The sequence below is a fragment of the Yoonia sp. 208BN28-4 genome (assembly GCF_037543925.1).
Lineage (GTDB): Bacteria > Pseudomonadota > Alphaproteobacteria > Rhodobacterales > Rhodobacteraceae > Yoonia.
Genome location: NZ_JBBIFY010000001.1, coordinates 643,797 through 662,139, shown reverse-complemented (window position 1 = coordinate 662,139; position 18,343 = coordinate 643,797). Strand labels below are relative to the sequence as shown.

At 61.4% G+C, this 18,343-nt stretch carries 17 protein-coding genes; 7 read left to right on the top strand and 10 right to left on the bottom strand.

Annotated elements, in window-relative coordinates:
* Positions 1 to 1,170: a MalY/PatB family protein gene (locus V8J84_RS03355; protein ID WP_339928187.1), complete on the top strand. Its 1,170-nt coding sequence runs from the start codon at positions 1 to 3 to the stop codon at positions 1,168 to 1,170.
* Positions 1,171 to 1,173: 3 nt separating this feature from the next.
* Here the strand turns inward: V8J84_RS03355 and V8J84_RS03350 are convergent, their stop codons facing one another.
* The 8 genes from V8J84_RS03350 to V8J84_RS03315 all read right to left on the bottom strand — a co-directional run bounded on the left by V8J84_RS03350 (position 1,174) and on the right by V8J84_RS03315 (position 8,285).
* Positions 1,174 to 1,521 carry a hypothetical protein gene (locus tag V8J84_RS03350; protein WP_339928186.1) on the bottom strand — a complete coding sequence of 116 codons (348 nt, stop codon included), beginning with the start codon at positions 1,519 to 1,521 and terminating at the stop codon, positions 1,174 to 1,176.
* A gap of 103 nt (positions 1,522 to 1,624) precedes the next feature.
* Entirely contained in the window at positions 1,625 to 2,392 is a 768-nt protein-coding gene (cobM, locus tag V8J84_RS03345) for a precorrin-4 C(11)-methyltransferase (protein ID WP_339928185.1), read from the bottom strand.
* A gap of 75 nt (positions 2,393 to 2,467) precedes the next feature.
* Positions 2,468 to 4,294: a precorrin-3B C(17)-methyltransferase gene (cobJ, locus tag V8J84_RS03340; RefSeq protein WP_339928184.1), complete on the bottom strand. Its 1,827-nt coding sequence runs from the start codon at positions 4,292 to 4,294 to the stop codon at positions 2,468 to 2,470.
* Positions 4,285 to 5,028, bottom strand: a complete 744-nt coding sequence (gene cobI / locus V8J84_RS03335) for a precorrin-2 C(20)-methyltransferase (protein WP_339928183.1) — start codon at positions 5,026 to 5,028, stop codon at positions 4,285 to 4,287. Before cobI ends, cobJ begins: the two co-directional genes overlap by 10 nt.
* The gene (gene cbiE / locus V8J84_RS03330; protein ID WP_339928182.1) at positions 5,025 to 6,227 is read right to left on the bottom strand and encodes a precorrin-6y C5,15-methyltransferase (decarboxylating) subunit CbiE; all 1,203 of its coding nucleotides are present in this window, start codon (positions 6,225 to 6,227) and stop codon (positions 5,025 to 5,027) included. Before cbiE ends, cobI begins: the two co-directional genes overlap by 4 nt.
* The gene (locus V8J84_RS03325) at positions 6,224 to 6,862 is read right to left on the bottom strand and encodes a precorrin-8X methylmutase (RefSeq protein ID WP_339928181.1); all 639 of its coding nucleotides are present in this window, start codon (positions 6,860 to 6,862) and stop codon (positions 6,224 to 6,226) included. The genes cbiE and V8J84_RS03325 overlap by 4 nt, the downstream gene beginning before the upstream one ends.
* 2 nt (positions 6,863 to 6,864) lie before the next feature.
* Positions 6,865 to 8,070: a sirohydrochlorin chelatase gene (locus V8J84_RS03320; RefSeq protein WP_339928180.1), complete on the bottom strand. Its 1,206-nt coding sequence runs from the start codon at positions 8,068 to 8,070 to the stop codon at positions 6,865 to 6,867.
* Positions 8,067 to 8,285: a DUF6732 family protein gene (locus tag V8J84_RS03315; RefSeq protein ID WP_339928179.1), complete on the bottom strand. Its 219-nt coding sequence runs from the start codon at positions 8,283 to 8,285 to the stop codon at positions 8,067 to 8,069. Before V8J84_RS03315 ends, V8J84_RS03320 begins: the two co-directional genes overlap by 4 nt.
* Before the next feature lie 308 nt (positions 8,286 to 8,593).
* Between V8J84_RS03315 and V8J84_RS03310 the strand changes: the two genes are divergently transcribed.
* Positions 8,594 to 9,568, top strand: coding sequence for a glutathione S-transferase family protein (locus tag V8J84_RS03310; RefSeq protein ID WP_339928178.1), 975 nt, complete (start codon positions 8,594 to 8,596; stop codon positions 9,566 to 9,568).
* A gap of 6 nt (positions 9,569 to 9,574) precedes the next feature.
* On the opposite strand, the gene V8J84_RS03305 is transcribed toward V8J84_RS03310, so the two are convergent.
* Positions 9,575 to 9,961, bottom strand: coding sequence for a response regulator (locus V8J84_RS03305; protein WP_339928177.1), 387 nt, complete (start codon positions 9,959 to 9,961; stop codon positions 9,575 to 9,577).
* A gap of 201 nt (positions 9,962 to 10,162) precedes the next feature.
* On the opposite strand from V8J84_RS03305, the gene V8J84_RS03300 reads away from it, so the two are divergent.
* The 5 genes from V8J84_RS03300 to V8J84_RS03280 all read left to right on the top strand — a co-directional run bounded on the left by V8J84_RS03300 (position 10,163) and on the right by V8J84_RS03280 (position 14,642).
* The gene (locus V8J84_RS03300) at positions 10,163 to 10,540 is read left to right on the top strand and encodes a DUF1636 domain-containing protein (protein ID WP_339928176.1); all 378 of its coding nucleotides are present in this window, start codon (positions 10,163 to 10,165) and stop codon (positions 10,538 to 10,540) included.
* Positions 10,537 to 11,475 carry a threonine-phosphate decarboxylase gene (locus tag V8J84_RS03295; protein WP_339928175.1) on the top strand — a complete coding sequence of 313 codons (939 nt, stop codon included), beginning with the start codon at positions 10,537 to 10,539 and terminating at the stop codon, positions 11,473 to 11,475. Before V8J84_RS03300 ends, V8J84_RS03295 begins: the two co-directional genes overlap by 4 nt.
* Positions 11,472 to 12,371: an adenosylcobinamide-phosphate synthase CbiB gene (cbiB, locus tag V8J84_RS03290; RefSeq protein ID WP_339928174.1), complete on the top strand. Its 900-nt coding sequence runs from the start codon at positions 11,472 to 11,474 to the stop codon at positions 12,369 to 12,371. Before V8J84_RS03295 ends, cbiB begins: the two co-directional genes overlap by 4 nt.
* 54 nt (positions 12,372 to 12,425) lie before the next feature.
* Entirely contained in the window at positions 12,426 to 13,589 is a 1,164-nt protein-coding gene (locus tag V8J84_RS03285) for a lytic murein transglycosylase (RefSeq protein WP_339928173.1), read from the top strand.
* A 114-nt stretch (positions 13,590 to 13,703) separates the two neighbouring features.
* On the top strand, positions 13,704 to 14,642 hold the full coding sequence (locus V8J84_RS03280) for a hypothetical protein (RefSeq protein WP_339928172.1): 939 nt from the start codon (positions 13,704 to 13,706) through the stop codon (positions 14,640 to 14,642).
* 84 nt (positions 14,643 to 14,726) lie between these two features.
* Here V8J84_RS03280 and smc read toward each other — a convergent pair whose 3' ends face one another.
* Positions 14,727 to 18,182, bottom strand: coding sequence for a chromosome segregation protein SMC (gene smc, locus V8J84_RS03275; RefSeq protein WP_339928171.1), 3,456 nt, complete (start codon positions 18,180 to 18,182; stop codon positions 14,727 to 14,729).
* Positions 18,183 to 18,343: the final 161 nt, after the last annotated feature.

Sequence of the window (18,343 nt, the reverse complement as noted above, 5' to 3'; positions counted from 1 at the left end):
ATGACTTTCGACCAGACCCCAGACCGGCGCGGCACCCACTCTGTCAAATGGGACGCGATGGAAGCGCTTTATGGCGTGTCCCCCGACGACGGTATCTCGATGTGGGTCGCTGACATGGAGTTCCCCGCCGCGCCCTGCATTCAGGACGCCGTGCAAAAGATGGTTGACCATGGCGTCTATGGATATTTCGGCGATGAAGGCGAATACCGCGCCGCGATCCAGTGGTGGATGTCCGAGCGTCACGGCTGGAAAATCGACCCGTCATGGATTTTCACCACCCACGGTCTGGTAAACGGCACGGGCATGTGTGTGGACGCCTATACCAACCCCGGTGACGGTGTCGTGCTTTTCACCCCTGTTTATCACGCCTTCGCCCGCGTAATCGAAGCTGCCGATCGCGTGGTTGTTGAATGCGAGCTGGTGAATAACGCTGGCCGCTACGAAATGGATTTCGACGCCTACGACGCGCAGATGACAGGCAACGAACGCATGCTGATACTGTGTTCACCCCACAACCCCGGTGGCCGCGTCTGGACCAAATCCGAGCTGGCCGCCGTTGCCGCATTTGCCAAACGCCACGAGCTGATCCTTGTGTCTGACGAGATCCACCACGATCTGACAATGCCGGGCCATACACATACGCCCATGGCACATATCGACGGCATTACAGACCGATTGGTCACAATGACGGCCACCACCAAAACCTTCAACATCGCTGGCAGCCACTCTGGCAATGTCATCATCGAGGACGCCGACTTGCGCGCCCGCTTTGCCAAGCGCATGGGCGCCTTGGGTCTGTCACCCAACAGCTTTGGTCTGTTCATGGCCACGGCAGCCTACTCACCGGAAGGCGCCGCATGGGTTGATGACCTGCGTCAGTATCTTGACGGCAACCGCCAGATCTTCGACGCCGGTATCAACGCCATCCCCGGTCTGAAATCCATGCCACTTGAATCGACCTATCTGGCTTGGGTTGATTTCGCCGACACCGGCATGACCCGTGACGAATTCACCGCCCGCGTGCAGGACAAAGCACGCATTGCTGCAAACCACGGCCCAACATTCGGCACCGGCGGCGACAGCTTTCTGCGGTTCAATATCGGCACGCCCCGCGCCCAGATTATCGAGGCGGTCCAGCGTATGCAGGACGCCTTCAGCGATTTGCAGTAGGGTTTATCGCGCGATCAGACCAGCGGGCTGGAACGTGTCCTGCACAAAGTCGACAGGGGCGCGGTCGCTGACCGGATGCAGCCATTTGAATTCAAAAACCTGCTCTGCGCCCTGTGCCTCGGACCCGATGACAAGGCACTGATATAGATGCCGCACGCCGTCATAAATCTCGACGCGGCCGCGCAGCTTGTCGGCCACACCACTATCCAGCGCAAAGCCGTCATCCCACATCCGCACGATGCGATAGACATCGTTACCATCGTGCACGCAAAGCTTTGTGTTCAGCTTCAGCGACGCCTTGCGCGCACCTTCAAGCCCCTTACGGACGGCTTCAGGCAGGAAATCATTCATCGGCGCAACTCCTCGTATTTGAACCAAGTTGAACCGATAAAGATGAAGATCAAGTGACAAAAACCGCTGCGGCGCAGCTAAGATATTGCTGCACCGCGCAGATTCACGCCGTGGCCTTGGGCCGCAAAACATGCGGTTTTGCAGCGTCATAAAGGGCAGAGTCGGAAAATCCGTGGTTTTCACCCAACGCGGGGCCAACCATGATTAACGCGGTACGTGTGATCTTTGCGTCACGCACTTTGGCACGCACATCCGAAATGGTGCCGCGAATGATCGTCTGATCGGGCCAGCTGGCGCGATAAATCACCACACAAGGACAATCCGCCCCATAGTAGGGAATCAACTGCCGCTCGATCTCGCGCAGCGCACGAATGCCCAGATGGATCGCCAGCGTGGCCCCTGTCCGCGCAAAATTCTCGAGCGTTTCACCCTCCGGCATCCCCGTGGATTTCATCGACATCCGCGTCAGAATAATCGACTGCGCAATTTCCGGCACGGTCAGTTCGGTCCCAAGTGCCGCCGCAGCCGCCGCATAAGCAGGCACGCCCGGAATGATCTGATAATCAATCCCGTCGGCCTTCAACCGTCTGATTTGCTCTGCAATCGCGCCATAAAGCGACGGATCGCCAGAATGCACCCGCGCCACATCCTCGCCGCGCCCATGCGCCGCCAGAATCTCACCATGCGTATCATCCAGCGTCATCGGCGCGGTATCCAGCACCCTCGCCCCCTCCGGCGCGCAACCGACTACAGCCTCCGGTACCAGCGATCCGGCATACAGACATACGGGACATTCCCCGATAATCCGCGCCGCCTTCAACGTCAGCAACTCGGGATCACCCGGCCCGGCTCCAATAAAAAAAACGGTCATGTCAGCCTCTGCATCATTTTGCCAAAAATACTCATCTCGCGGGATGGCTGGGTGGGGTGTCGCCGCAGGCGCACGTCACCCCGCCAGATCCCCGTCAATTTTCCGCGCATACCCCCGTGGCGTGAACATCCGCGGCCCTGTCCCAAGCTGCGCCAGACGTGAATGCGATGACCCGATCAAGACCACCGTCAGCATATCCACCTCATCCACTTCCAACGCGTCCAGCCGCCGATACCGGATATACTCCTCAGGCCGCCCCAGCGAGCTTGCCAGCATCACAGGCGTATCCGCAGGCCGGTGCTGCAACAGAATATCCCGCGCCTCTGCCAGCAAAGTCCGCCGCCGCATCGACACCGGATTGTAGAAGGCAATCACAAAATCACCTTCCGCCGCCGCCTTTAAACGCTTCACAATATCCTCGCGCGGCGTCAGCAAATCACTCAATGAGATCGCGCAGAAATCATGCCCCAGCGGCGCACCCGCCCGTGCCGCCGCCCCCTGCAACGCACTCACACCGGGCGAACACACCACCTCGACCCGCCGTGCCGCATCCGACACGCCCATCTGATCCGGCCCGCGATCCAGCAATTCGAACACCAACGCGCCCATCGCGTAAATCCCAGCGTCACCCGAACAGACCAGCGCAACGTCTTTCCCCTTACCAGCCTGCTCAAGCGCGTAACGGCAGCGGTCCTCTTCCCCGCCCAGCGGAAAATCCGACCGTTCCTTGCCAACAGCCAGCGGCCCCAGCAGATCAATATAAAGCCCGTAGCCCACCAGCTCCTCGGCCTCGGACACCAGTTTCGACACCTCAGGCGTCCGCCAAGATGCCTGCCCCGGTCCAATTCCTACGACTGACAAACGCCCGCGCGACCGCCCCTGCATCTCGACCAACGGCTCTGGCACGACAGCCAGCGCACAAGTTGCATTTGCCGTCTTGCGCTTGGCTACCAGCAACGTGGCATCCTTCCCGCCCTGCGCCAAAGCCGCCGCCTCAGACACCCCATGCGTGCCCACTTCGGAAAAGACCACATCCGACGGGTTCGCCAACCGTGGCGTCTCCGCCTCTAGCGCAGCGGCCTCAAACAACCGCAGAGGCACCCCAAGATCAGCCGCCAGATCAATAATCGCAGGCTCATCCGCCTTCAGCGTAATCGTGTTCACCGAATGGATCGCCTCGGGCGCAAGCCCCGCCGCGTCCAGCACTTCAGCCACCAAAGTCGCCAGTTCCTCAGGCGCGCAATCCCGCGCACAGCCCACACCCAGCGTCACCCGCATCGGCGCAAATTGCAGATGATCACCGCCCAACGTCGCGTGCCGCTCCATACTCGCCGTCAGCATCACACCCTCAGCCTTAGGCACATCCGTCAACCAAGGCGCAGGTTCGTCCCCGGCCAGCGTCGCGCCACCCGCCGACAACATCCCCGCCATCGCATCCTTGGCATCTTGCGGATTGACCAACCGCCAGCCCGCAGGCGGCGCATCCAGCGCCACACCCATCGCCACGTCACCAGCCGTCGTTACCGCCGACACAGCCTCCAGCGCCGTCGCGATCTCGGCCGCCAATCTGTTCGCTCCGCGATGCCCACCCAACAGCGGCACCACAACGGCTCCGTCATCCGAAACCGAAATCACAGGCGGCTCGCTCGTCTTATCCGCCAACAACGGCGCCACAGCACGGATCAAAATCCCGCTCGCACAGACTCCGACAACAGGCACACCCGCCGCAAACAAATCGCGCGCATGATCCAGCGCATTGGCAAACCACGCATCCGCCTTCTCAACACGCCCCTCACGCCCATGCACCTGCGCGCCCAGCACGGCCGCAACCCGATGCGCCGTCCCCTCACCAGAGCGCGACAACGCCAAAACAACAGGTCTCACAGACGGGTTTACAGCCATGGATCGGCCCCTTTGGTCAGTAATATCATCGAAAAATACGGTGCCTTCTCTGGCGCGTCCGCCAGCGGCAACACAACCTCTTGCGGCAGCGTCGCCCGCTCCACATAGACCGCCTGCGCCGTCAGCCCCAGCCCGTCAATCACGCCCCTGATCTTCGCCAGATGCCGCCCGACCTTCATGATGACAACGCTCTCCGCGCCCTCGATCCGGCTACGCAACTCATCCTCAGGCAGCGGCCCCGGCAAGACCGTCAGCCGTTCATTCCGCGCCGCTAACGGCATCGCAGCAGACGCCGCACAGGCCGTCACAGACGTCACCCCCGGCACAATCTGCACGTCGTAATCACCCGACAGCCGCGCAAAAATATACATGAACGACCCATAGAAAAACGGATCACCCTCGCACAAGCACACTACATCCTGACCCGCATCCAAGGCCTCCGCAATCTGCGCCGCACCCTCGTCATAGGCTTTTTGCGCAGGTTCCCGCTCCACGCTCATCGGCACATCCATGACAATCTCGCGCACGCCCGCACCAATCAAATCCGCCGCAATCGCGCGGGCAAAACTGTCACCGCCCGCCAGCGTCGGATAGGCCACGACCTGCGCGCCCTCAATCAACCGCGCGGCCCGCAACGTCACCAGATCGGGCGCCCCCGGACCCAAACCAACCCCATAGAGCGTCCCACGGGATGGCGGGAGGGGCGTCGTGCTTGCACGCGCGTCAACCGTCATCGCTTCACCAAGCTCCACTGCGTCACAGGCATCGCAGGTCGCCAGCCTGTGAGCCGCCCGACAGGTTCGGCCCGCTGCGTCATGATCTTCACCAACTCGCCCCCGAATTCGGCGTGCAACCCGATCAGCACAGCCTCTGACTCCAACGTCACAGCGTTACACACCAATCGCCCCAAGGGCCGCAGCGCGTCCCACGCGGCTTCAAAAGTCTCGCGACTTAATCCGCCGCCAATGAAAATCGCATCCGGTGCCGCCAACCCGTCCAGCGCCTCCGGCACAGACCCTTCAACCAGTTCCAGCTTCGGCGTGCCCAGCGCCAGCGCATTCGCCGCCGCCATGGTCCGCCGATCCGCCCGTGGCTCAATCCCGACAGCCCGCGCATAGCGTGCCGCCCGCATCCATTCGATCGCCACTGACCCGCAACCGCAGCCGATATCCCACAACAGCGCCCCGCGCATTGGCATCAACTTGGCCACTGTGACCGCGCGGATTTCCTGCTTTGTCATCGTGCCATCCGACTGGAACAACCCGTCCGCCAACCCTGGCACACGCGGTAACAGCGCCGCATCAGGTGCTGCAATGCACTCCACCGCAAGCGTGTTGAACGCGGGCACCACTTGATCCCAATTTTCTGCCACCCCATCAAACCGCGCCTCGTCCTTGCCGCCCATCGCGGCCAGCACGGTCATGCGCGACCCGCCAAACCCGCGCTCGGTCAAAAACGCCGCAATCTGCGCGGGCGTCTCCGCCCCTGTCGTCAGCACCAGCAACCGCACGTCGGGCTGGATAAACGCAATCATCTGCTCAACAGGCCGCCCGTGCACCGTCAGCGTTTCCACATCCGGCAGCGACCAGCCCATGCGAGCAGCTGCCAGTTGAAACGCCGAAAGCTGCGGGTGGTAAACAATCTCAGCCGGATCAACCGCCCGTCCGATGCGTGCACCGACCGAGAACCACAGCGGATCGCCCGTCACAAGCACCACCGCCCGCCGCCCGCGCAGGCCCTGAATGGTATCGATCATCGCATTGAACGGCGATGGCCACGCCAGCCGCTCCGCCGTCACATTGCCCGCAAGCTGATGGTGGCGATCTCCGCCAAGGATCACCTCTGCCGCTTCAACGACAGCGCGGGTCGCAGGCACCAGACCGTCCAGCCCGTCCTCGCCGATGCCCACGATATGCAACCAAGGTTCACTCACCGCACATCCTCCGGCAATCCCGCCGCCAGCGCGTTCACCGCCGCGGACGCCATCGCCGATCCGCCACGCCGTCCGCGCAGCGCCACAAAGTCACAGCCGCGCGGGTTCGCCGCCAGCTCCGCCTTGCTTTCTGCCGCGCCGATAAAGCCTACGGGAAAGCCAAGGATGACCGCAGGCTTTGGCGCGCCTGCGTCGATCAGTTCCAGCAGGTGAAACAGCGCAGTTGGCGCATTGCCGATGGCCACGACAGCGCCGTCCAGATGATCTGCCCAAAGCTCCACCGCTGCTGCGGATCGCGTGTTGCCGATGTCCTTCGCATGCTCCGGCACCGATGGGTCATTCAGTGTCACAATCACCTCATTCCCGGCAGGCAAATACCGCCGGATGATCCCCGCGCCGACCATTTCGCAGTCGCACAACACAGGTTTTCCCGCCTGCAACGCCGCATGCCCAACAGCCGCCGCATCGGGCGAAAACGCGAGGCGATCCGCAATCTCGACCATCCCGCAGCTGTGGATCAGCCGCGTGATGACGCCGTGCATTTCGGGCGCGAACCGCTCCAGACGCGCTTCCTTGCGCACGGTGGCAAAGCTAGCGGCATAGATCGCGGCAGGGTCTTTTTCGTAGGGGCGCACCGTTACGACTTCATCGTCTTGCGTGCGCTTTCCGGCCCGTGCGGATGCTTGGCGTGCGGGTATTCTGCATGCACGTGATCGTGGTCGTGATGGTGGTGATCATCGCCGTGGTGATGGTGGTGGTGGTGATGATGGTCCTGCGCCTCCAACCGGCACATGCCGGTGCAGAACGTGTCACACAGCTTGCAATCCGCCACGTTGGACCCCGGCGCGTTCGCACCCTGCCCCTCGACATGGTGGTGGTGGCTTTCCTGCACGGCGCCCACCTCTGCCTCGAACCCCAGCACAGCCGTCCGATATTTGCACAGCACACAGGTCGGCGGCGGCGTGTCGTCGAACGCGGGGTGGTTGCGTTGGTCGGCGGTAATGTGGTGATGTCCACCATCCTCGGTTGCCAAGACCTGCTCGCGATAGCCACAAATCCCGCAGTTGGGCGGCGGGTTCTTCCCCGTTTGCTCAATGATCCGCTCAGCGAAGGTTTCCAGCACCTTGGGGTGATCCCCCAAATAGCCCGCCTTCACGAACGTGATCTCGGGGTGTTCTGCTGCGACCCGATCCGTAAACCCGTAAATCCGGTCAATCAGGATGCCGGAAAACAGGAAGTATGGGAATACGATGACCCGCTTGTAGGGCAGCATTGCCACATGCTGCAAACACGGCTCCACCAGCGGGAAGGTGACGCCGGAATAGCCCACTTCGCACCAGCCAAAGCCCATGCCCTCTTGCAACATCCGCGCAATCTTGGCGACGTTGCCATTCGCATCGGGATCAGACGCACCGCGCCCGATGACGACCAGACAGGTTTCTTCCAGCGGCAACTCGCCATGATCAGCATTGGCCTGCGCGACTGCATCCTTGATCCGGCCAGCGGCGGCCGCGATCATCTTGGGGTCCACGCCTAATTCGCGGCCATACGAGATTTGCATCCCGTGCTTTGCCGCATAGGTGTTCAGCACCGTGGGGATATCGTTCTTGGCGTGCATCGCGGCAAACAGCATCCCCGGCACCGCCAGTATCCGCTCGCACCCTGCCTCGCGCAGTTTGTCCAAACCGTCGCGGATTACGGGGTTCGCAAACTCCAGATAGCCGTAGTCTGTCATCCAGTCGTCGGGCAGATAGGCGGGCAGCTTGTCCGCCAGCGTCGCAAATTCATCGACCGCCGATTGGCTGCGCGACCCGTGGCCGCAGATCATCACACCGGTTTTCATGCGGGCTGCTCCTCTGCTTCATCTTCATCCGAGGCTTCAGGGGCATCGCCCTTCTTGCGGCCCTTCGCGGCACCGGCCAGACCGATGATGATGGCAATGCCAATCGCGGCACCGGCAAGCCAGTGATCGTGGCCCGCAACCTCGCCCCAGTGACCGGGGTGCGCCGCCGCTGAACTTGCGCAAACCAAAGCGCATAAAGTGATGATAACCCGCATCCGCGATCTCCCTGTCATATGCCCATGTCCAGAAGATCAGCCACCCTAATCAGGCGTCTGCGGTCCGACGATGTGGCACGCTGGTCCCCGATACGGGTCAACCTTGCGCCACCAACCATTCTGGCCATTTCGGGCTTCGTCGCGCCTCGTATATGTGGCGGGTGCGCGGGCTGCAATGAAAGAAGCGGCACGCCGCCACGGGATTCCGACCTGTGCGCATCTGCACCCCCGCTGCGCGGCGGCAGGGCTTTGTTCAGTGCGGGGCGCGGGCTACTTCAATCCCAACACACGAATTGAAAGGGCATCCGATGGGACAGCTTGTTGACGGCGTCTGGCATGACGTTTGGTACGATACAAAGAAGACGGGCGGCAAATTTGTCCGCTCCACCGCGAAATTCCGCAACTGGATCACCGCTGACGGGTCTGCTGGCCCATCCGGCGAAGGCGGTTTTGAGGCCGAAAGCGGGCGCTACCACCTCTACATCTCGAACGCATGCCCATGGGCGCACCGCACAATGGTGTTCCGTGCCATCAAGGACCTGACCGACCATATCGACGTGTCTGTGGTGCATCCCGACATGCTGGGCGAAGGCTGGACGTTTGAGCAGGACGGCAACGGTGCCACGGGTGACAAGCTTTTTGGTCTGCCGTTTGCGCGTGACATCTACATCAAGGCCGATCCGAAAATATCGGGCCGTGTAACGGTGCCGATCCTGTGGGACAAAAAGCGTGAAACGATCGTGTCGAATGAATCCTCCGAAATCATCCGCATGTTCAATTCAGCTTTTAACGACATTACCGGAAACACCGCCGACTACTGGCCCGCAGACCAGCGCGATGCCATCGAAGAGGTGAACGAGCGGATTTACAACACAGTCAACAACGGCGTTTACAAATCCGGCTTTGCCACCAGCCAAGAGGCGTATGACGAGGCGGTGCATCCACTATTCGACAGCCTTGATTGGCTAGAGGATCGCCTCAGCAAATCACGCTACCTGATGGGCGACACAATCACAGAGGCTGACTGGCGTTTGTGGACCACGCTGATCCGGTTCGATCTGGTCTATCACCTGCACTTCAAATGTAACCGCAAGCGGATCATCGACTATCCGAACCTCTGGGGTTTCACCCGCGAGCTGTATCAATGGGACGGCGTGAAAGAGACGGTGAACTTTGATCACATCGTGCGCCACTACCACTACAGCCACGAGACGATTAACCCGCACCGGATTCTACCAATCAACCCTGTGCTGGATTTCGATGCGCCACACGGGCGTGGCTAGCGCGCTTTAGGTGCCTGCCAGATTGCGCGCCTCGCGGGGCGTGCCGTAATGTTCGACAATCGCCGCCAGATCATCTGGCGGCGTTGCCTTTTCAATAAAGGCCCGCGCATTGGCGCTGTGCACAAAGATCGATCCGTCCGAAAAGAATGACGTGTCTGTCACAAAGACGATGTTGGCCTCGGATTGATTGAACTGGGCATAGTCGGAAACGGCAAAAGCGCTGCCCTCTTCCAGAACAAGATCAAGAACGATCACGTCAAACCGCTTGCGGCGCAACAGTTCCAGCGCATCCTCGCCACGGCCAACAAGATCGATCTCGGCCTGCATCCGCTCCAGGTGCCGCTGCCAAACCAGCCCCAGATCACGATTGCTTTGAACGATAAGGACGCGCATGGATAGCTCCTTAGCCTAGCGGTAACAGACCGCCAAGAGTTTGAATTCTTCGATCTTTAGGTGTTTGTGGAGGTCACGGGACCATTCACACCCTCAAAGCCTAACACGGAAAATCGAAAAAAGGACACGAGCGGGCGGCAGGTCTTGTGAAACTGGCGCAAATCCGCTTGAACATCCGGACCGGTAAGCGAGGCCTAGCACATGACAACCTGGATCACCATCTGCGACACCTGTAAGCGCACGGGCTGGGAAGAAACCGGCGCCGAGACGACAGATGGCGAAAAGCTTGCCAATCTGGTCGAGGCGGCCGCCGCCGACCTGCCCGATGTGCGCACCCGTCGAATGACCTGTCTGATGGGCTGCAAGTCGGGATGCAATGTCACAATTCAGGCCCAAGACAAGCTGACCTATACGCTGGGCGACTTCGAACCGCTGGAGGAGGCGGCAGAAGGCATTGCCAACTACGCCGCACTTCATGCCCAAAGCGAGACAGGACAAGTGCCGTTCCGCACGTGGCCCGTGGCGATCAAAGGGCATTTTGTGACGCGCCACTATCCCCTGCCGCAAGACGACACATGACCTCTGCGCCCCGCGATCATGGTGGCGGAATTGACGCGGCCCGCGCGCAGTATGGCGGGCAGCGCAGCGATTGGCTGGACCTGTCGACAGGGATCAACCCCGTTCCCTACCCGATGCCCGCGCTCGCGCCGGACGCATGGACAGCCCTACCCGACAGTGCCGCATTTGATCTGATCGCCGCCCGCGCGCGTGCCTTCTGGAATATCCCCGCAGAGGCCGCCGTGCTGGCCACGCCGGGCGCATCAGCGGTCATCGCGCAATTACCGCGTCTGGTGCCTGCGGGCAGTGTCGCGATCAAAACGCCGACCTACAACGAACATGCCGCAGCCTTTGACGCCGCCGGATGGGATACGGGCAAAAGCGGCACAGACGCGCTGGTGGCCGTGCATCCGAATAATCCTGACGGGGCGTGGTGGGACGCCGACGCCTTGACCGCCCCGCTGACGATCATCGACGAAAGCTTTTGCGATGTGGCACCCGACAAATCGCACATTGGCCTTAGCACACGACCCGGCACGATCGTTCTCAAAAGCTTTGGCAAGTTCTGGGGGCTGGCGGGGCTGCGTCTTGGCTTTGCCATCGGTGATCCAACACTGATCGCGCAACTGGCAACCGCCCTTGGCCCGTGGCAGGTATCTGGTCCAGCATTGCAAATCGGGGCAGAGGCGCTATCGGATTTCCAGTGGGCCGACGAAACGCGGGCGCGACTGGCGCACGATGCAGACCGTCTGGATCGCCTGATGGCCGATCAAGGGGCCGTGGGGCTGGGTGGCACATCCCTGTTTCGGCTTTACGAAGTGGCCGATGCAAAGGCCGCACAAGACCAATTGGCCAAGCATCACGTATGGTCGCGCATCTTTCCGTATGCCGAAAACTGGCTGCGCCTAGGCTTGCCCGCCCCAAACCGCTGGGCGCAATTGGAAGCCGCATTTTGACACTTCTGCTGGCCCTTCTGCTGGATGCCATCGCGGGCGAACCACGTTGGCTGTGGCAGCGCTTTCCCCACCCTGCTGTGCTGATGGGCCGCTGCGTGGGCTGGATCGACGACACATTCAACACAGGCGCCAGTCGCAAGATCAAAGGTGCTGCGTCATTTGCCGGATTGGTCTGCGCCGCTTACATCCTCGGCCTGCTGCTGGCGGCAATTCCGGGCGCGATTGTTGATCTGCTGATCCTTGCCATCCTGCTGGCACAGCGATCCTTGGTCGATCACGTGCGCGCCGTTGCGGACGGACTGCGCCTGTCGGTTGGCGACGGCAGGAACGCGGTCGCAATGATCGTCAGCCGTGACACTCGCACCATGGACAAAAGCGCCGTAGCTCGCTCGGCCATCGAAAGCGGGGCCGAGAATATGTCAGACGGGATCACCGCGCCCGTGTTCTGGTTTGCCGTGCTGGGTTTGCCCGGTCTGCTGGTTTACAAAATCACCAATACGGCCGACAGCATGATCGGCTACAAAACCCCGCGCCATGCCGATTTCGGCTGGGCCGCAGCGCGATTTGACGACCTGCTTAACTACATTCCCGCCCGCCTGACCGCGGCACTGATGATGATGGTCACCCCGGATCGCCCGTCTTGGTCCGCAATCGCCCAAGACGCGGGCAAGCACCTGTCCCCGAACGCAGGCTGGCCCGAGGCGGCGATGGCGCACGGCCACAACATCGCGCTGGCTGGCCCGCGCAGTTACCACGGCACAACACGGGATCTGCCGTTCGTTAACGCCAATGGCCGCATCGCGCTGACAGCAGACGACATCGACGCCAGCATTACGACCTTGTGGAAAACATGGGGCCTGCTGGTTGTCGCCGCTGTGATCATCGCCCTGTTTTAACCGCTAACTTCCGCTGCTAATGTCCGCGTAACCCCAATGAACGGACCGATTTTTATGCGCCTTTTCACATCACTTGCTTTGATCCTTTCGACCACCAGCGCAACCGCCCAATGCGGCGGCAGCTTCGCCGACTTCCTGTCCGGCGTCCGCGCAGAGGCCGCTGAACGCGGATTGGACGCGGGTGCAACAGACCGCTTCCTGTCAGGCGCACGGCAAGACCAATCGGTCCTGAATGCCGATCGTCGCCAAGGCGTATTCCAAAAAGATTTCATCGCCTTTTCCCGCGCCCTGATCAGCCAGAACCGCATCGACAACGGCCGCGCCCAAGCCACCCGCCAAGACGCAATCTTTGATCTCATCCAGTCCGAATTCGGCATCCCGCGCGAGGTGCTTTTGGCCTTTTGGGCCTTTGAAACCGACTACGGATCGTTTCAGGGCGACTACAACACGCGCAACGCCTTGCTCACCCTTGCCCACGATTGCCGCCGACCCGAGCTATTCCGCCCGCAGGTCTTTGCCGGCATCGCACTCACAGCCCAAGGCGGCATGGACCCCGCCCGCACAACAGGAGCCTGGGCCGGTGAGATCGGCATGGTGCAAATGCTGCCCGGCGATATCATCGAAAACGGGCGTGATGGTGACGGTAATGGCGTAGTTGATCTCAAAGGGTCCGCCCCCGACGCACTTTTGTCCGGCGCCTCGGTGCTGGCATCGCTGGGCTGGCGCGCGAACGAACCGTGGCTACAGGAAATCACCGTTCCTGCAGGTTTGAACTGGTCGGAAACCGGCCTTGATCACCCCAAAACAGTCGCCGAATGGAACGCGCTTGGTGTCGCATCACGCGATGGATCAGCGCCGCTTAATATGACGGCCCGCGTGATCCTGCCGATGGGCCGCAACGGGCCTGCCTTCTTTGCCTACCCCAACTTTGATGTGTATTTTGAGTGGAACCAGAGCTTTACCTACGTTATGACAGCCGCCTATTTCGCCACCCGTCTGGCTGGCGCGCCTGTCTATAACGCAGGCAATCCGTCACCGGCCCTGTCAGGAGAACAGATCCAACAGCTGCAACAAAAACTGGCCGCGCGCGGCTATGACGTTGGCGGCGTGGACGGTATTCTTGGCGCGCAGACCCGCAACGCGATCCGGCTTGAGCAGGAACGACTGGGCCTGCCCGCCGACGCATGGCCAACGCGCGAGCTGCTCAACAGCCTCTAGCCGCCGCCCCAGCATCACACCAAACCGGCCTTACTCTCGCCATCGTGGTAAATGCAAATGCAACCTGCGGCAGAACCCTGTCGCGCAAGGTTGTTTTTACGAGGGGCATTTCCAATGGTCATTTTACGCGCGTTTCCACTGTCCTTTTCGATCTACTGGCGGATGCTTCTTGTTTTCCCCGTAATCATTGTGGCGCTGATTGTGCTTGGCGGGCTGGTCGGTCTGCTTGTCCTGATCCTGGCGATGCTCTTGCCTACCGTGATCGTGTCTGTGCTGGTCTTTGCGCTTTGCATGTCGTTCATGACTACGCCGCTTCTGGTCGGCATGCGGATGGGGCTGATCGCTTTGGGTCACACCCCGCGCAACACATACGGCGGCTTGTGGGGGTTCGCGGCGATGTACGGGCTGGTCATGGCGTTGTTGACCACAGTCATCACGGCCATCGTGCTGATTGTCTCCAGCTTCCTGTTCGGCTTCGCCCCCATGTCGCCGGGGCTGGGTGGCGCTGATATCCTGATGGCACTGTCACAGAACAGCACCTTGGCCACGGGCTTGTTCATTACCATCAACCTGATCCCGTTCTGCATCTTCGCCGCGCTGATGATGCCGATGGCCGCATCATCCATTGGCAAGGATACCAACGGCGAACGTCACACACCATTTGCAGGGTTCGGCAAAGGTTTCATACCTGTCGTTGTCCTGATGCTAGTCGCGCAGGCCGTCAATATTGCCGCTATGGTCATCATTCCGACGGTCTTTGCATCCATTGCTGGCGACGCGACACTGATGAACGCGCTAGCCACCATGGGCCGCTATCGTGGCGGTGAATTGCCACGCGGCACCGGACTTCTGTTCGCCGGTATTGTCCTGCCCTATCTGGTTTGCGCGCTGTGGACGATCAGCCTGCAATGCGCGGCGGCTGTCAGGGTCTATGCTGATGATTGTGACGCCACACCGCCACGGCCTATGCCGACGCCAACCGATCCGGACGATGGCCCCGTGGTCGAGGATATCGGCGCACTCTGGCGCAACCGCATGCCAACAACGCACTAGGCCAGCTGCATCATTTTGCCCAAAATACTCACCTACGGGACGGCGGGAGGGGCGTCGGGCTTGCCCGCGCGTCTCCCCGCCGGATCACGCAACCATGGCCGCCGCTTTTTTCAGGTCCACTGACACAAGCTGTGACACACCCTGCTCGCCCATCGTCACACCAAACAAGCGGTCCATCCGGCTCATCGTGACCGCATGGTGCGTGATGATCAGGAACCGCGTTTGCGTCCGGCGTGTCATCTCGTCCAGCAGATCACAAAACCGCGTCACGTTGGCATCGTCCAAAGGCGCGTCCACCTCGTCAAGCACACAGATCGGTGCAGGATTGGCTAGGAACACCGCAAAAATCAGCGCCAGCGCCGTCAGCGTCTGTTCACCACCAGACAGCAGCGACAACGTGGACAGCTTTTTGCCCGGTGGCTGGCACATGATCTCCAGCCCCGCCTCAAGCGGATCATCGCTCTCCACCAAAACCAGCTTCGCCTCACCACCACCAAACAGATGCGTGAACAAAAGGCCGAAGTTGTCGTTCACCTGCTCGAACGCTGTCAGCAGGCGTTCCCGCCCTTCCTTGTTCAAACTGGCGATCCCTGACCGAAGTGCTGCAATCGCGTTCTCCAGATCCGCCTTTTCAGAGGCCAGCGTGTCGTGCTCTTCCTGCACTTCCTTTGCATCTTCTTCGGCCCGCAGGTTCACCGCGCCCAGACTGTCACGTTGCCGCTTGAGGGCATTGACCTGCCCCTCGATCACATCAGAGGCCGGCATTTTTTCCACATCCGTGTCCAACTGCTCCAACAGCTTGTCGGGCGTCACCTCTTGCGCTTCCATGATCCGTTCGGCGGCATAGGCAACCGTTTCCTTGGCCGCATCAGACCGTGCTTCTGACCGCGCGCGCGCCTCGCGGGCCTCTGATGCCAGCCGTTCCGCATCGCGCTCTGCATGACCCGCATCACGTAACGCACTGTCAGCTTCGGCCAGCGCATCAGCTGCGGCCTTGCGCCGGGTTTCTGCCGTATCGATCGCATCGGCCAACTCGTCACGCTTGGCTGCAATCTCGGTCGGCGCTGCTGCGGCCTCGGCCAGTTCGGCCTCCGACGTGTCCTTGCGCTCTGCCAATTCCGCGGTGCGCTTGGCCGCTGTCTCCAAGCGGTGCTTCCAGCCGGAAATTTCCTTGGTCACCTCCTGAGAGCGCTTCAGACGCGCTTCACCCTCGCGGCGTACCTCATCATAAGCAGAGCGGCGCGACATCATCGTGATCCGCGCGGCTTCCACGGTCATCTTGATGTCCTCGACCTGGCCGCGTGCATCATCAAGATTACCCAGTCCCTTGGCCGCCGCCTCCGCCTCGCCCAAGGCTTTGCGCGCAATCATTGCCTCTTCTTCGTGCCGCTTGACCGCAAGCCCAAGGCTCTCCAAACGCCCCTGCGCCAGATTGCGATCCGCCTCTGCCTTGGATGCCGCACGGTTCGCATCACCCACCAACCGGTCCGCATCACGACGTGCCTGCCGTGCCGCCTGATCTGCCTGCGTCAACTGTGTCAGCCGCGCTTTCAGTTGCTCGTGCGCTTGCGCGGCCCCCTGTGCTGTGGCGGCCACCTCTTCCAGATCGCGCTTGAGCTCCACAAGACGGTTCAACTGCTGCAACCGCAGCGCCGCCGCTGATGGCGCATCTTCGGATGCCGCGCGGAAACCGTCCCAGCGCCAGACATCGCCCTCAACCGATACCAGCCGCTGACCGGGTTTCAGAACGGCCTGAAGCTGCGCACCTTCTTCACGCCGCACAAGACCAACCTGATTCATCCGCCGTTCAAGCACCTCCGGCACCTCAACGACCTGCGTCAGTGGCTGCACGCCGTCGGGCAGGCTTTGCACATTCAGATAGCCTGCCAGCTTTGCCCAGCCCGATGCCGCATCCGGCCCCACCGCGGGTGCGCGCAAATCATCGGCCAGCGCAGCACCTAGGGCCTTTTCATATCCCGATTTCACCTTCAGCAGATCAAGCACCTGCCCGCCATCTTTCGTGTCACGCTCCACCATCCGCGCCAAAGCGGCTACCTCGGCCCGCAGTGCATTGGCCTCGCCCTCGGCCTCTGACCTTTGTGCGCGTGCAGCGCTCTCCCGATCCTGCGTCTCGGCCCGTGCGGCTTCAGCCTCCAGCAACGTGGCCTCTGCCTTTTCCGCCGTGGCAACGGCCAGTGTCTCGGCCTCGCCTGCGGTTGCAAAGTCCGCCTCTGCCTTCGTCAGCGCAGCCTGCGATGCCGCCGATGCCTCTTTCGCCTGCACCGCCTCGCGTTCGCTTTTGGCCAGCGTGGTCCGGCTATCGTCAAGCAATCGTTGCGCGGATTGGTGGCGTGCGGCAAGCCGTGCGACGTCTTCTGTCAGTTGCGACAGGTCCGCCTCACGCTCTGACAAAACTGCCCCCGCATCGCGGGCTGCATCCTGCGCAGTTGCAAGCCTGTCATCATGGCCAACGCTGGCCTTTTGCAGCTCACCGGCTTCCCACTCCAGCCGCGCGATGGTTTCGCCCGCATCGCGGTTCAATCCGCCTTCGCGCTCGATATCCTGCGTCAGCTGCGCGATCCGCCGTTCAAGCGTGCTGATCGTTTCAAGCGCGCGTGTCTCGCTTTCGGTCAGGGCATCCCGTTGCACCTGCAAACGCTGCAAAACGGCCCCCGCAATCGCCTCTTCCTCGCGCAACGGCGGCAACGCATCCTCGGCCACCTGCCGCATTTTTGCAGCCTCCCGCGCTGCGGTTTCCGCCTGCGCCGCCTGCGTCGTGCGCTCGCGCAACTGGTCGGACGCTGCCAGCAAAGCCTCGTCCGCCTCGCGCCAGCGACGATACAACAGCATGCCTTCCGCCCGCCGCAGATTATCACCGATCTCGCGATACCTTGCCGCCTGCCGTGCTTGCCGTGCCAGTTGCGCCAGCTGTGCGGCCAACTGTTCGATCACATCATCAACACGGGTCAGGTTTGTCTCGGCCCCGCGCAGCTTCAACTCGGCCTCGTGTCGCCGCTGATACAGGCCCGAAATGCCTGCCGCCTCTTCCAGAATGCGCCGCCGCGACTTGGGTTTGGCGTTGATCAGCTCCGAAATCATACCCTGCCGCACCAGCGCGGGCGAATGGGCCCCGGTTGACGCATCGGCAAACAGCATCTGCACGTCGCGTGCGCGCACGTCCTTTGTGCCGACCTTATAGGCCGACCCCGCATCGCGCGTAATCCGGCGAATGATCTCAAGGTTGTCACTGTCATTGAACGCAGCCGGGGCCAGCCGTTCACCGTTATCAATCACCAGCGACACTTCGGCAAAGTTACGCGCAGGCCGCGTCGATGCACCGGCAAAGATCACATCCTCCATGCCACCGCCGCGCATCGCCTTGGGGCGGTTCTCCCCCATGACCCAGCGCAGCGCCTCAAGCAGGTTGGATTTGCCACAGCCATTGGGCCCGACCACACCGGTCAGACCATCCGCGATAATCAAATCAGTCGGATCGACAAAGCTCTTGAAGCCGTTGAGTCGCAGTTTGCTGAAGCGCAAGTGTCAGGGCCTTCTTTCGGTGATTCTGGTCAGGTCACCAAATGTCGCCCCCCGATTGCCCCCATGTCAACGCGCAGGCCCTGCATCTGGGCGAAAACCCCCACTTATCCACAAGATATTGCGGCTTTTAAGCCGTATGGGAGGGCGGGCGGGGCGCTTTG